Source organism: Aliiroseovarius sediminilitoris, assembly GCF_900109955.1.
Taxonomy (GTDB): Bacteria; Pseudomonadota; Alphaproteobacteria; order Rhodobacterales; family Rhodobacteraceae; genus Aliiroseovarius; species Aliiroseovarius sediminilitoris.
Genome location: NZ_FOJB01000001.1, coordinates 109958 through 124414 on the forward strand (window position 1 = coordinate 109958; position 14457 = coordinate 124414).

General features: G+C 53.7%; 14 protein-coding genes. 2 read left to right on the forward strand and 12 right to left on the reverse strand.

The window, feature by feature from the left end; all coding sequences use genetic code 11:
- Positions 1–5 precede the first annotated feature (5 nt).
- Together pncB and pncA are read right to left on the reverse strand one after the other, a co-directional pair.
- Positions 6–1298, reverse strand: coding sequence for a nicotinate phosphoribosyltransferase (gene pncB, locus BMY55_RS00525; RefSeq protein WP_091427352.1), 1293 nt, complete (start codon positions 1296–1298; stop codon positions 6–8).
- Positions 1299–1907, reverse strand: a complete 609-nt coding sequence (gene pncA, locus BMY55_RS00530; protein WP_091427354.1) for a bifunctional nicotinamidase/pyrazinamidase — start codon at positions 1905–1907, stop codon at positions 1299–1301.
- A 100-nt stretch (positions 1908–2007) separates the two neighbouring features.
- Between pncA and trhO the strand changes: the two genes are divergently transcribed.
- Positions 2008–2916, forward strand: coding sequence for an oxygen-dependent tRNA uridine(34) hydroxylase TrhO (gene trhO, locus BMY55_RS00535; RefSeq protein WP_091431867.1), 909 nt, complete (start codon positions 2008–2010; stop codon positions 2914–2916).
- 46 nt (positions 2917–2962) lie between these two features.
- Here trhO and BMY55_RS00540 read toward each other — a convergent pair whose 3' ends face one another.
- The 7 genes from BMY55_RS00540 to rfbB all read right to left on the reverse strand — a co-directional run bounded on the left by BMY55_RS00540 (position 2963) and on the right by rfbB (position 9737).
- Positions 2963–4063, reverse strand: a complete 1101-nt coding sequence (locus BMY55_RS00540) for a polysaccharide biosynthesis/export family protein (protein ID WP_091427355.1) — start codon at positions 4061–4063, stop codon at positions 2963–2965.
- A gap of 188 nt (positions 4064–4251) precedes the next feature.
- Positions 4252–4425, reverse strand: coding sequence for a hypothetical protein (locus tag BMY55_RS16850; RefSeq protein ID WP_177179259.1), 174 nt, complete (start codon positions 4423–4425; stop codon positions 4252–4254).
- Complete coding sequence (locus BMY55_RS00545) at positions 4422–5459, reverse strand: hypothetical protein (RefSeq protein WP_143064263.1); 1038 nt, start codon at positions 5457–5459, stop codon at positions 4422–4424. Before BMY55_RS00545 ends, BMY55_RS16850 begins: the two co-directional genes overlap by 4 nt.
- Positions 5460–5949: 490 nt before the next feature.
- Complete coding sequence (locus tag BMY55_RS00550) at positions 5950–6885, reverse strand: glycosyltransferase family 2 protein (protein WP_245744609.1); 936 nt, start codon at positions 6883–6885, stop codon at positions 5950–5952.
- Between the two features lie 28 nt (positions 6886–6913).
- Positions 6914–7783, reverse strand: coding sequence for a glucose-1-phosphate thymidylyltransferase RfbA (gene rfbA, locus BMY55_RS00555; protein ID WP_091427359.1), 870 nt, complete (start codon positions 7781–7783; stop codon positions 6914–6916).
- 31 nt (positions 7784–7814) lie between these two features.
- Positions 7815–8663 carry a dTDP-4-dehydrorhamnose reductase gene (rfbD, locus tag BMY55_RS00560; protein WP_091427361.1) on the reverse strand — a complete coding sequence of 283 codons (849 nt, stop codon included), beginning with the start codon at positions 8661–8663 and terminating at the stop codon, positions 7815–7817.
- Between the two features lie 27 nt (positions 8664–8690).
- Positions 8691–9737, reverse strand: coding sequence for a dTDP-glucose 4,6-dehydratase (gene rfbB / locus BMY55_RS00565; RefSeq protein WP_091427363.1), 1047 nt, complete (start codon positions 9735–9737; stop codon positions 8691–8693).
- A 361-nt stretch (positions 9738–10098) separates the two neighbouring features.
- Here rfbB and BMY55_RS00575 point away from each other — a divergent pair, with 361 nt between their 5' ends.
- Positions 10099–11205 (forward strand): rhamnan synthesis F family protein, encoded by a 1107-nt coding sequence (locus BMY55_RS00575; protein ID WP_177179260.1) that lies wholly within the window; start codon positions 10099–10101, stop codon positions 11203–11205.
- Positions 11206–11330: 125 nt separating this feature from the next.
- Here BMY55_RS00575 and BMY55_RS00580 read toward each other — a convergent pair whose 3' ends face one another.
- The 3 genes from BMY55_RS00580 to BMY55_RS00590 all read right to left on the reverse strand — a co-directional run bounded on the left by BMY55_RS00580 (position 11331) and on the right by BMY55_RS00590 (position 14456).
- Positions 11331–12434, reverse strand: a complete 1104-nt coding sequence (locus BMY55_RS00580) for a sulfotransferase domain-containing protein (RefSeq protein ID WP_091427367.1) — start codon at positions 12432–12434, stop codon at positions 11331–11333.
- Between the two features lie 172 nt (positions 12435–12606).
- The gene (locus tag BMY55_RS00585) at positions 12607–13266 is read right to left on the reverse strand and encodes an ABC transporter ATP-binding protein (RefSeq protein ID WP_091427368.1); all 660 of its coding nucleotides are present in this window, start codon (positions 13264–13266) and stop codon (positions 12607–12609) included.
- Complete coding sequence (locus tag BMY55_RS00590; RefSeq protein WP_245744611.1) at positions 13266–14456, reverse strand: hypothetical protein; 1191 nt, start codon at positions 14454–14456, stop codon at positions 13266–13268. Before BMY55_RS00590 ends, BMY55_RS00585 begins: the two co-directional genes overlap by 1 nt.
- Between the last annotated feature and the right edge of the window lies 1 nt (position 14457).

Consider the following 14457-nt stretch of genomic DNA (forward strand, 5'->3'; position numbering starts at 1 on the left):
TCAGTCTAGACGATCACATCTAGTTTCGGCTGTGCGCCAACCCCGAACACCCGCTTGTAGCGCGCAATCTCATCCGCTGGCCCCATTGCCTTGTTGGGATTATCCGACAGTTTCACCGTCGCCCGCCCGTTCGCCCCGACCGCTTTGCAGACCAGCGAGAACGGGGCGAGGGTGTCGTTTGGCACAAGCCCACGGAAGTCATTTGTCAGTAGCGTCCCCCAACCGAAACTGGTGCGCACACGACCTGCGAATTGTTGGTGCAACTCGATGATCTTGTCCGTGTCCAGCCCGTCTGAGAAGATTACCATTTTCTGGGTCGGATCCTCACCCCGGTCTTTCCACCACTTGATCGCAATCTCGGCCCCGGTGGCTGGGTCGCCGCTGTCCACCCGGATACCTGTCCAGCCGGCCAGCCAATCGGGTGCGCGGTCAAGAAACCCTTGGGTTCCATATGTGTCGGGCAGGATGATCCGCAGATTGCCGTCATGCTCTTCCTGCCAGTCGGCCAGAACATCATAGGGCGCGCGCGCCAGTTCGTCGTCATCATCGGCCAACGCAGCGTAGACCATAGGAAGTTCATGCGCGTTTGTTCCGATTGCCTCGATGTCGCGCTTCATGGCAATCGAACAGTTCGAGGTGCCGACAAAACGATCCCCCAGCCCCTCGATCATCGCCTGCACACACCAATCCTGCCACAGATAGCTGTGGCGGCGTCTTGTCCCGAAATCGGCAAGGCGCAGCCCGTCCAGCTTGCGCAGCCGTTCGATCTTTTCCCAGATACGGGTCATGGCGCGGGCATAGAGCACCTGAAGCTCAAACTTGCCCATGCCACGTAATACCGCGCGGCCCCGAAGTTCCATCAAGACGGCAAGCGCGGGAATTTCCCACAGCATGACCTCGGGCCATGAACCTTCGAAGGTCAGCTCGTATTGATCGCCCACCCGCTCAAGGTGATAATCCGGCAGCCGCATCCCTTCAAACCATTCCATGAAGTCCGAACGAAACATCTGGCGCTTGCCATAGAACATGTTCCCGCGCAGCCATGTGCTTTCGCCGCGCGACAGGGACAGCGAGCGGATATGATCCAACTGCTCGCGCAACTCACCTTCGTCGATCAGGTCGGCCAGCGGCACCGACTTGGTGCGATTGATCAGGCTGAATGTAACATGGGTGTCCGGTTTGTTGCGAAACACCGACTGACACATCAGCAGCTTATAGAAATCCGTGTCGATCAATGACCGCACGATGGGATCAATCTTCCAGTGGTGATTGTAAACCCGGCTGGCAATATCAGGCATCTAAGGCTCCAGTGTCACGCCCGCCGCGCGCATGTCAGCGCGGGCAGCATCCAGCGATCCGTCAAGGTCAATCGCGCGACACGCTTGTTCCCACACCGTCACATCGAACCCGAGCCGCGCGCCATCTATGGCCGAATAGGCCACGCAGAAATCCGTGGCCAAACCGACAAGTGTCAGCTTTTCGACCCCGCGTGTGCGCAGATAACCTTCCAGCCCGGTCGGGGTGGTCCGGTCATTTTCAAAGAATGCAGAATAACTGTCGATCTCGGCTCGAAACCCCTTGCGGATGATCATATCGGCCCGGTCGCGATGCAGGTGATCGTGAAGCTTGGCCCCTATGCTGCCCTGAATGCAGTGATCGGGCCACAGCACTTGCGTGCCATAGGGCATCTTGGCGGTCTGATAGGGATCTTTCCCGTCGTGTGAGGACGCAAAGGAGCTGTGACCAGCCGGGTGCCAGTCCTGTGTGAACACCTTGACCGAGAATTCGGGCAGCATCTCGTTGATCAGGGGGATGATCGCGTCCCCGTTCGCCACCGCCAGCGCACCACCGGGGCAGAAGTCATTCTGCACGTCGATTACGATCAGGGCTTCGTTTGCATCACGCATAAGCGATCCTCCTTGAAACTCAATGGGTAAGGTTCGCATCCGGGCGGGTCAAGCAATTGGACGTCTTGATCCTTTGAAAATAGGGGCGTATGCCGCCAGTATGTATACGATCGCTGCACTCTATCATTTCACCCGTTTCGACAACCCGGCTGCTTTGCAGGCCCCGCTTCTGGACGTTGCCCGGCGCGAAGGGATATCGGGATCGCTTCTGTTGGCGCAGGAAGGCATCAACGGCACGATTGCCGGATCGCGCACAGGCATTGACGCGATCCTGACCTATATCCGCAAACTGCCCGGTTGTGCGGATCTGTCGTGGAAGGAATCCACCGCGAATGACCAACCATTCGGCAAGATGAAGGTGCGGTTGAAGAAAGAGATCGTGACCATGGGCGTGCCGGATGTCGATCCGCGCGCCTCGGTCGGGCATTACGTGATGCCCGAAGAGTGGAACGATCTGATCTCGCAAGATGATGTCGTGGTCATCGACACCCGCAACGATTACGAGGTTGCGATCGGAACGTTTGAAGGCGCGGTTGATCCGAAGACCAAGACCTTTCGCGAATTCCCCGACTGGTGGGCGCAAAACAAGGACCGCTTCCACAACAAGCGTGTGGCGATGTTCTGCACAGGCGGCATCCGCTGCGAGAAATCGACCAACTTCCTGATCAGCCAGGGGGTCGAGGATGTGTATCACCTGAAAGGTGGCATTCTTCAGTATCTTGAAGACGTGCCGGCAGAGGACAGCAAATGGGATGGCGCTTGCTTTGTCTTTGACAACCGCGTGTCGGTCGAACATGGCCTGGCCGAAGGTCCGCACGAGTTGTGCCACGCCTGTCGCCGCCCCATCCTGCCAGACGACAAGAACCGCCCGGAATTTGAAGACGGCGTCAGTTGCCACCAGTGCATAGACGAATTTGAGGAAGCCCGGCGCGACCGGTTCAGAGAACGGCAGAAGCAAATGGCTCTGGCGCGCGCGCGCGGCGAACGACACTTGGGCCGGGAGATGTAGCGCCCTGACGATCTAGGTTTCGTGTAGGATACGAAATTGGTTGTTGTCAGAGCCTGCTGACATCAAACGCAGCGCCCGTCATCTGCTTGATCAGAGTGAACAATAGCGTGGCTGACGCTACCGAGCTTTCCGTGACCAGCACTGTGTCCTGGTGATAGATCGGGAATTTTCCGGCGCTGAACAATCCGTCGGCTGTGGTCAGATCAATCACGAACACACTGCGTGTATTGCCTGGCCCCGACCGATCTGCACGAACCGCCTTGGGTGAATATTCCCGAAGAATAAGAATGCCCTTTGGGTTGGCCCGCATATCGGTCAGACCGCCAATCAATGACATCGCATCAAGTGCAGATATCTCGGCAGTCTCGAACGGAACGATGGCTTCGCGGCTGGCCGCGCCGAGAGAGCGGAAATAGCGATCGTCCTTTTCAATAGCGACTTTGTCGCCGGGCAGCAGTAGGGCGTCATTTCGCGGATTGCTCAGCACTTGCTCAAGCGGACGGCGGTAGGTCGCGCTGCCTCGGATCAGTTTGACCTGCGGATTCTGTATCTGAGCGGAAGGGCCGCCGGCGGCTGAGATGGCATTCAGAATTGTGAAATTCGGATCATCGACTTGTATTGGGCCGGGCCGGTTCACACCCGATACCATCGAGATCGTTCCACGGGTCCCTTGCCGTACATTCAATTGCACTTGCGCAGAGGGGATCACCTCTTCGTATTTTCGTTGAATGCGTGCGCGGGCAGCCGAATGTGGCAACCCCGCAATATTTAGTGTTCCGACGAAGGGCAAGAATATCGTCCCGGCGGGCGAAACCTGCATATCCTGCATTCGAACGGTATTCTGGCCTGGTGATGCCAAAAGCGAATTTTCTTCACTGTCCCAGACAATAACATCCACCAGGTCGAATGGCCGAATTGGCTTGTCCGCAGCCGGAGTTCCACGGTTTGGCCATGAATAGGAACCATTGGTGTTGGGCGCAGGCCACCGTGAAATCGACGACAGGGTCTCGCGTGAAACCCGGTAAATAGCGATATCAGACCGTTCCTGCGTCTCGTTTCCTATGATCTCGCTCTGAAGCGCACCCCCCCGGGGCAGCCCGCAACTTGCCATGCTTAGCAATAAAAGAGCGGTTAGAATTAAACGCATAGCGCCCCCGGAAACACCTCGTTAGCTGGCGGCCACCCTATGCGGTGGGGGCATACGGAACAAGCCTAATTCTGGCGATAGGCGCCTGTCCGACACAAGTTTACAACAAGCGCATTTTCCATGAGCGGCAGACGCTGCGTGCGGCAAACGAACGTGAAACGAGTGGCGGCACGGTTTGCCGCAAAGGTTCAAGTTTCGGGGACCTTACTTTCAAACTCTTGCAGCTCTTGCTCCAGTTCAGAAACTCTTTCCTCAAGTTTCTGTACATCCTTTTTCAAAGCAGCGTTTTCATATCTCAGGAAATCCAGATACGCGGCCAGTTTCTTGGGTTCTGGTAACAACTCGAACTCTTGAATGATCATTGTGCACCCTCCTCGCTTGCAACTGCCGGACCGAAACCACGTTCTGCCAATGCGGAAAAGCGGCTTTCCACATCTTCGATACGAGCAAGCAGGCTCTTGTCATGGATGTATTCGTTTGGACCGACCCGTGACATCGATTCCGTATCAAAAATATCAGAAATCTTGCATTCCTTCAGGTCATAGCCCCAATGCTCGTTAATCTGTCTGACAATGTTCCGCCCCTTAAGAATGTCATCAAGCGCAACAACACAGGAACGACCGGAAAACTGCTCAAGAAACTCAAGGGCAGTTTCCGCGTAGGTCAGATACATTTTGACTGCCAGGTCTTCTTGCGTCCAGAACCGCGCATTCAGATCAGTATCAATGCCCAACCTGAGCCAATTTGCGGCGCGGCGCTTTATCGAGTGCACACATTCGATACAGGGACGGTGAATATAGAGAATGGTCGAACTGGGGAATACCGCTGTCCATTGGGACAAAAACAGGGTGCTGCGCGGGTCCTTAAATCCCCATGCACCGATTCCGGCGCGACGCGTCCCATAGTCACGCATCCAGCTGATATCTGCGGCTGTTACGATTGGTTCAAAGTGGTCCGACACCATCCAATCCCGTCCAGCATTTGCAAGCAATCGATTATGGAAGGAGATCACCTCAACATCCTCGAAGTGTCCGCGGGGGTTAGAATAATTTGCCCCTAGGAGCCTGTCGCCCAAATACAAACCCGCGTTTAACAACAGATTCGAGGTCAACGAGGTTCCACTTCGGTGAAACCCCGCAATTATCATCGGTGATTGCTGTTCGGTGGACGTGGGGCTGTTCGGCCGAGGGGCAACGCGCGCCTTCATCACCGCTTCGGACGGCCAAAACACGCCATGCGTTTTGCGACCGTGAACCAGGAAATGCTTCCAGGTTTCGGGATCTGATAAACCGGCTGTTTCCGGGTTTTTTGAACGATAATGCTCGGGATCAAATCCGGGAACAGCCGCGCGAACACCGTGATACCCTTCTCGAAGTATGTGATTAAGCGCATCCATCGCGTCTTTTGGGACCTCCCGATTGTCGTTGAGATAGGCCGATATGTTAAGCAATGGATGCGGTGATATCCCGGCTGTGGCACAGCTTTCGATGTAAAAGGCCAGCGGATCACGGTCCGACCGGCCCGACATATGGGTTTCACGAAACCATTTGGCGTCAAAAACCGCTGACGGATTGAACCCAAGTTTCCAACCAACTTGCTCGTAATGTTCTAGCGGGTTCTGGTCAGGCGCGCCATTCAGATAGGTGTCGGAATACCATTTGGAATCGAAAAGCGGCGTCGGGAAACGCCCCTCTCGCCAACCAAATTTCTGGTAATGACTATAAAGCGAGCCTTTGTAGCTCCGCATATCCGGATAGGTCGCGAGATAGTAGGCCTTGTCAAACAGGGCAGGTGAAGGCACCACCCGGTCAAGGCATCCCTGCAAAACGGACGCGATGTGCACGATAGTCTCCTTTTATCGCAGGTGCCGTTCCCGGACGACGGTTTCAAAGCCTGCGCAGCAACAGTGCCAACCACAGCGCCGCCGTGCTTGCGCGGGTTTGCCGATATAGCTTCATCTTCATCAGCACACGCCAGCTGCGCCGCCGCCGCATGTTCAGGATTCGGGTGAAATCTTGCAGCAACAACTGGTTTTCCGGAGAGAACCGATGAGCCGACGCACTCAGGGCATGTGCATTCAAGCGGTTCCATTCAGCAAAACGACCGCCGAGAAGCATCGCAATACGGGCCAATTTTGCCTTTGCGTTGTCATTCGCACCGATTTCATTGCCTTCATGCTGCCTATACAACAGCGTTGGTTCGTCATCGTGCACCAGAGCACCACCCACACCTGCGATAATCTGATAGGTCCACCAATCATGGATCACAACATCTGATGTCTGCGTTGCGGCTTCGTTCACCAGCCTTGTGCCTTCGGCATTCAGCAAAATGGTGTTTCCCGAAGCGACATTCTGCACCAGCGCGTTACGGAAGCTCAAGGGACGCGGTCGCGGCACAGACAGGCGGCGTCCTTGCAGCTGTTCATTCGTGATCCACGTCCTGCTGCAATACAGCGCCGGAACGGCGGCGTCCAGATTGGTCAGCGCTGCAACACTGCGCGCCAGTTTGTCGGGAAGCCAAACATCATCCTGATCACAAAATGACACCCATGCACCCGCCGGAGCATAAGCGGCAAACCGTTTCAACAAGGACATAAAATTTGCCGCCGCGCCGTTCTGAGGACCATCCAGCACTATGACATCATGACCTTCGGAAGCGAAGCTATCCAGTATCGAACGCGTTGCGTCAGATGACCCATCGTCACTGACAATCAGAGACCAGTTTTGATACTGCTGCTCGGCGATGCTGGCCAGTTGCTCATGCAGGTTCTCACCGCCATTATAGGTCGCAAGCAAAATGGCAACGTGTGGTCCAGAGGTCATGTGCATCGCTTCATTAATTGGGGGCAGATCAATCCGCCAATTGCGATAAGTATCGCCCATAATCGTTCTTGGCGAATACCTGCGCACGTGACTTAAGTTCGTTTCGGCTGATCCAGCCGTTTGAATAGGCTATCTCTTCCAAACACCCCACCTGCTGACCCTGGCGCTTTTCCAGTGTCCGGACGAAATTTCCGGCGTCAAGCAGACTGCCATGTGTCCCGGTATCCAGCCAAGCATATCCGCGACCCATCAGTTGGACTGAAAGACTATCTTCGACCAGATACATCTCGAGCAGCGTTGTGATCTCCAGTTCGCCCCTCTCGGAAGGTGTGACCTTCTTTGCGCGTTCAGGCGCAGACCCATCAAGAAAATACAGGCCCGTAACGGCATAGTTTGACGGTGGCGTATGTGGTTTCTCGATGATCGTGTTGACCTTGCCGGAATCGTCAAATCCGACAACGCCATAGCGTTCCGGGTCCGCAACGCGGTAGCCAAACACCGTGCCCCCGGTTGTTTTCTCGCTGGCTTCGGTCAGCATATCCTGCAATCCGTGTCCAAAGAAGATGTTGTCACCCAAGACCAAGGCCGATGCGGCACCGTCAAGAAAACCCTCCGCAAGTATGTAGGCCTGCGCAAGCCCATCGGGCGAGGGCTGTTCAATATATGTGAAAGACATACCAAGCTCCGACCCGTCTCCCAACATGCGTTTGAACTGGGCTTGATCCTGGGGTGTCGTGATGATTGCAACCTCTTGGATACCGGCCAGCATCAAAGCGCTGATCGGATAGTAGATCATTGGCTTGTCATAAACAGGCAGCAGTTGCTTCGACACTGCCATCGTAATTGGATACAGCCGTGTCCCAGACCCTCCTGCCAAGATAATGCCTTTACGTTTCATTTTCTGGCTCACTTCTATCTCGCCGCATTACTTAGCTGGCAGCTTTCAAATCATCTAAAACAGCTGACAACGATGTTTTCCAATCGGGTGCCCGAATACCAAACACTTTTTCCAAGTCAGAACAATCCATTCGGGAATTTAACGGTCGGACTGCCGGTGTCGGGTAATCCGCAGTGGGAATACCGCGTACGTTTACTGCACGACCGGACTGCGAGAAAATTTCAACCGCGAATTCCTTCCAGCTTACGCTCGGCACGCCCGCAAAATGAAAAACGCCACCGTCTTGGCCATTCACCATTGCAACCGCCATTTTCAACAGTGCGTTGGCAATATCTGCTGCTGATGTCGGGCCGCCGATCTGATCGTCTACGACACTCAAGTCATCGCGTGTTTCAGACAAACGCAACATGGTCTTCACGAAATTGGCGCCGTGCGCCGAAAACACCCAGCTGGTTCGAAGAATCGCAAAGCGTCCACCAGCCAAGATAACACCTTGTTCGCCAACCAACTTTGACCGGCCATAGGCATTTTGTGGTGAAACCGGGTCGCGCGGCCTCCAAGGTTTCTCTCCCTGACCGTTAAATACATAGTCGGTCGAAATATGCAGGAACGGGAGGTTGCGATCCCTCGCCGCCCGCGCCATTGCGGTGGGTGCGTGGCCGTTTATGATGGTCGCGATGTCTTCGTCGCGTTCGGCGTTATCAACTGCCGTATATGCAGCGGCGTTGATCACGACATCAGCATCACAATCGCGGATAATCGCAGCACAGGCAGCTGGATCGGACAGATCAACCTCGTTGCGATCCAAGGCCTGAACAGCCGATTGCCGTTGCAATTCGGTGGCAACTTGGCCAGTTTTCCCGAACACGAGGATTTTCATCACGCGGCTTCCTTTTGAGGCGCAGGTTTAGCCGGTCCCCAAGCGTTTGCCTACCCCATCACGGTTCTGCAACGCGCGCCACCAGTCTTCGTTGTCCAGATACCACTGAACAGTTTTGCGCAAACCTTCTTCGATGGTGACGGACGGCCGCCATCCTAGTTCGGTGCTAATTCTGGTTGGATCAATCGCATAACGCGCGTCATGGCCGGGTCGATCAGCCACGAAGGTGATCAGATCTTGATAAGAACCGCTTTCGCGGCTGCGATACTCGTCCAAGATACGACAGATGGTTTTGACCAACTCCAGATTTGTGCGCTCGTTTTCGCCCCCAATGTTATAAGTGCGACCGACTTCACCTTGTTTGATGACTGTCAGCAAGGCATCGGCATGATCTTCTACGTACAGCCAATCACGTATGTTGGATCCATCCCCGTAGATTGGCAATTCCTTGCCCGCCAGCGCATTAAGGATCACCACCGGAATCAGTTTTTCCGGGAAATGATAGGGCCCGTAGTTATTGGAGCAGTTCGTCAGAACAACAGGCAAGCCATACGTTTCATGCCATGCCCGGACCAGATGATCAGACGCAGCCTTTGACGCGGAATAGGGACTGCGAGGGTCATAGGCTGTATCCTCGGTGAAAAGGATGCTCTTGTCATCGGGAAGCGACCCATACACCTCGTCAGTTGAAATGTGATGGAACCTGAAACTTTCCGGTTTGCCTTTGTCGACCCAATAGGCACGCGCGGCTTCCAGCATGTTAAAGGTGCCCGATATATTTGTTTCGATAAAATCTGACGGACCATCAATAGAACGGTCAACATGGCTTTCCGCTGCAAGATGCATCACGGCATCAGGCTGATGTTCTGAAAAAACACGATCAAGTTCGGTACGGTCACATATGTCGACTTGTTCGAAACTGTAATTCGGACTGTTGGACACGCTGGCGACGTTCTCAATACACGCGGCATAGGTCAGAGCATCAACGTTGACCACTTTGAGGTTGTCGCGGATCGCTTGGCGGACCACTGCTGACCCAATGAATCCTGCACCGCCGGTAATGAGAAGTTTCATGTCAGAGCCCTTGATCAATCAGAGTGTCCTGTCTCGCCCTTGCGAAACCAAAATACGTGCGCACCACGACAAGGACACCCAAGAGCCCAAGTTCGAATGGTCGTCTGTCTTCTAATTCCAACCGGCCCGCATTTACAATGCTGAACCACCAATCTGCCGGATAAAACAAGATCGCATCCATCTGGTTTTTCAGAGGTTCAACGGGAAACGCATAATCACGGACAGAGCAAGCCGTGGGGCACGCCTTCGGACAGGTGCTTGCAAAACAGCGACCTTGTGGTAATTCGGGCGTTGATCTGCTGGGGACGCAACTGCCCTCGCTATGGTGGGCTTGGGACCACATTGCCAAAAGGGTGTCACTATGGACGTGCTTTCCATTGCCAAGAACTTGCTGCGGCGTATCGTTCTGCGGCTGGAGCGTTGGGTTTTCTGGACACGTTACATCGCGTTCGATCAGATCAAAGATCGCATCGCCCTGCGAAATTACGTTGATGACATCAAAACCTTCGAGACTTTGTCCGAGAAAACCGAAGGCACCTTTGCCATCTTCGTTTACTACGAACCTGGCGAGGCGGTGTCCGACAGTGTGCAACGGATAATCCGCACGCTCGACAAAGCTGGTGTCAATACCATTCTTGTAAACAATCACCCATTGTCGGAAACCCAAAGGGCTTTCTTTCGAACCCATTGTCATACACTCATTCAGCGCGGGAATCAGGGTTTTGACTTCGGCTGCTACAAGGACGCAGTCAAATTCATTGACGAGAAAGGTCTGACGCCTGATCGCCTGATGATCCTGAATGACAGCGTGTTCTTCGCAGCGCGTGGGTTGGACGATTTCGTCGAGGCACTGAACGGCCATCAGGATGTCATCGCAGCATATGAAAACTGGGGGGAAGACTACCATCTACAGTCTTTCGCACTCAGCGTAAGTCGGGATGTTATCACGTCGGAGGCGTTCCAGAACTTCTGGAAAGCCTATATCCCTTCAAACAACCGCGTCCTCGCGATTGACCAGGGCGAAAAGGGGCTGACCTATGCCATTCTTGAAGCGTCAAAATCGACGAAGGTCATCTATTCAGTCGATCAGCTATATTCTGAGATGCTGAAAACGGACAATGTTGACGAACCGATGCTGAACACCGTTGTCTGTCAGCCGTGGCGAGGTTCGCTTAAGACAAACCCGATAAATTCAAAGGACCGAATTATCGAGCTTTGCGGCTTTATTGCCAAGACATCGACAATCCACAGTGGCGCCTTTTTCTTCCCCAATTATATGGCATCACCTTTGTACAAGAAAGATCTTGTCTACCGTGGCAGATATCAACTGTGGGAAGTCGCCGCGTGGCTGGAGACGATTATGTCGGCCGAGGAGCGAGCGCAGTTTCTAAACCTACTGCGCCTAAAAGGCGACGCTTCGCAGCTTTCCAAAATGGATCGTTTCAAATTCCGGCACGGGTTGAAGTGATAGATTTGCAAGCGGGCCTTGGGGTCTCTTACGGTTAAGTCTCGAACTTCTCGCCACGGTTCCGAAGCGGCTCTGTTGGCTGCACATCAGTGCGCCGCCACGCAATTTTCTCCCCTGACCCTTGATCAACGGAAACCTAACTTGCGCCCCAAAAGCCGCAAGCGGCTTGATTGTCGGTACTTGTGCTTTATTGAATCAACATTTGGTCTGTTTGTCGTGTTTAGGAACGCCATGAAATACCTGGCAATTAAAAACCTGGTATCTGCGGGGGGAGACTTCAGACGGTGTGCATCAATCAGGTAGTTCCTTATCTTGTCCAATGCTTCTTCGACCGGTTGGCTCATGTATTTTCGCAACTCTTTCGGATCAAATTCTTTGTCTTGTTCTTGATCCGTGCGAAAATCAATCGACGAAACCGAATACAGCCAATCAATGTCCTGTTGATCCACAAGTGGCGCAATCAGTGCGGGTGGCAGCACAAATTTGCCGGGCAATAACAATCTGACATGCTCAATAAACTTTTTTCGTGCAGCAAGAATTGTATCGGCTTCGGCACCAACGGAAATAAGCTGATTTGTCAGGTACACAACGCGCAGCGCATCGGTCGAAAGCGATACGTTTGTGCGCCTCGAATTTCCCGGTGTATCAACACCGATGACTTCGGAAAAATCCTGAACGATATCTCCGTTCTTCAACACCTCCGGACTAAATTCGCGTATATTGACATTCTCACGACCGAAGTGCCGAATGAACTTCTCGATCCTGGGCCGATAATTGGGCGAAACCGGCTTGGCCATATTTTGACCTGATTTAACGAACTCCTGCATGTCGCTGGTCATGAACGACACAGGGTTTCGCACGTAAACTATCACTTCTATGTCAGATGACACTTTCTTCAGCTCATTATGGAACTCTATCAAACCCTCTTCCGGCAACTGGGATATGTCTTCGCCCGAGATGATAATGTTCTCTCGATCGACCCGATCCAGAAATGAAGCAATGTTTTTCTTGCTCTCAATTCGAAGTCTTTCTTTCGCCTCGCTGCCCGCACCCCGCCAGATATGGTACCGCTGATGCCTGCCAGAGTATGCCGTGTAAACAGGTATGGAGTGGTTTGCGAAGCCAAGATCGGCATAGATCGTCTGACCATCGTCATATCCTTGAAACGCCTCCTGGATCGATGTCGATCCAGTTTTGTGTGTTCCGATATGCAAGAAGATCTTGGGCATTTTGTCTCTCTGATTATTTGCCGCTAGTTGCCAATCAGGCAAGCTGCTCGCAAGCGATGTGCATACCTATTATCGCCATTCCGCCAAGACTTAAATCGGGAATGCGTCTCTAAGACTGCACCTAAGATTTCCGTGTAGGAACAGTTTCGACAGATTCCATCTGACTGAGGGTTCATTGCGCGTTCATTGTGCTCTCGTGAAACTCGATAGCATCTTTGACATCGTCGAACCAACTTGCCCGGCCACCGACAAGCACAACACCGGCATCGCATATTTCTTCCATCAAGTTCATGGAGTGTGAAACGACGATTGCAGCACTCTCTCCAACCCGCTGCTGTAGCAGTGTGGTGCTACGCTTGCGGAATGCGGCGTCGCCCACGGAAGTAACCTCGTCAACCAAATATGTGTCGAACTTAATGCCCATCGAGACGCCAAACGCCAGACGTGAGCGCATTCCGGATGAATACGTCCTGAAAGGCGCATGAAAATGCACACCCAGTTTTGCGAAATCCTGCACATAGGCAACCAACTCGTCTGTGTCCACGCCATAAACGCGCGCCACGAACCGGGTGTTCTGAGCACCGGTAAGATCTGCATGGAAACTGCCAGCAAAACCAACCGGCCACGAGATTGTACCGTCTGACCTGATGGACCCGCTGTCCGGATCCTCGACACCCGCGATCATTCTAAGCAGCGTTGACTTGCCAGCACCGTTGCGTCCAAACAGCCCAACGGACTTTCCAGTCGGGAATGTCAGATTAAGGTCCTTCGCAACCGTCTTGCCCACCCCTTTGACATAGTAGGTTTTCCACAAATTGCGGACCTCGATCATCAGCGGCGATCCTTGATCGCGTAGAAGATCAAGACGCCAATGGCCCAGATGAACCCAAGGAACGCCCCGAACACGCCCAGCAGAAGCATCCTTTGTGGGTATTCGGCGCGCTCGGCAAGCGTTGGCTTGATATACGCGGCCAGATACCGACTTTTGCGTTGCGCCTCGATCTTCGCCGAGTCCAGCGCGGCAAGCGCCGCGAGGTAAGTCTGTTCCGCAAACTCCCTCTCGACTGCAAGGCGCTCATACTCGCCGACAAGCGTGGAGAAGTCCCGATCATCATTGTCGTCGGCTCCATATTTCAAACGCTCTTCCTCGATCCTTTCACGGATCACTTCAATACGAAGTTCCGCTTGCGCCATCCGAGGATCATTTGTGCCAGCGCTTTCTCGTATCAGATCGAAAGCGATCAGAGCGTCGGACAGTTTTGTCTGCAACGCGGTCATCAATCCTGCCTGACCTCCGATCTCTGCTTCGGGGTCGACAATCTGATTACGCGACCGGAATTGCGTGACGGCTTGCCGCGCCGCTTTCAGCCGCTCGACAGCAAACTCCAATTCCTCAGTTGCATAACGGGTCGCATCGGCCCGAGCATCGGCACTCAGATCGTTGATCATATCAGAGCTTCGGCTAAAGATGCGCTCGGCGATATCCTTTGCGGTGTTCGCATCGAAGGCGTGGACACGCAGCTCGATCAGTCCTGTACCGCTATCATAGAATATCTTGACAACTTTCGACCAATAGTTGGCCAAATCTTCAATCGTTCCGCCATCATTGAATGAAAAAACCGGGTCAGTTTCGTAACCAGCAGAGTATATCGCCCTCAGGTCAATTTCTTCATCGATCAGTTTGACCAGCTCGCGGCTTTGGATGAATTCGTACAGGATATCTGTATCTTCGGATCCGCCGGTTCCAAACGCACTCAACCCCCCCAAGATATCGGTTGCAGAGCTTACATCCTCGGATCGCACGGTAAACGCGACATAAGACACATATTGGTCAAGTGCACGTGCATAAAGATACCAAGCACCGATGAGCAATGGAAAGATGACGGCGACAACAAAGCTGATAAGCACAACCCTATGGCGCGACTTGAAACGCGCCGGACGGGCCATTGGGGCAGTCTTCACTTCAGCGGACGCGCTGACGGCATCGGCAGGAGCAGTGTTGGCCTCAGTGGGTTTATTCATG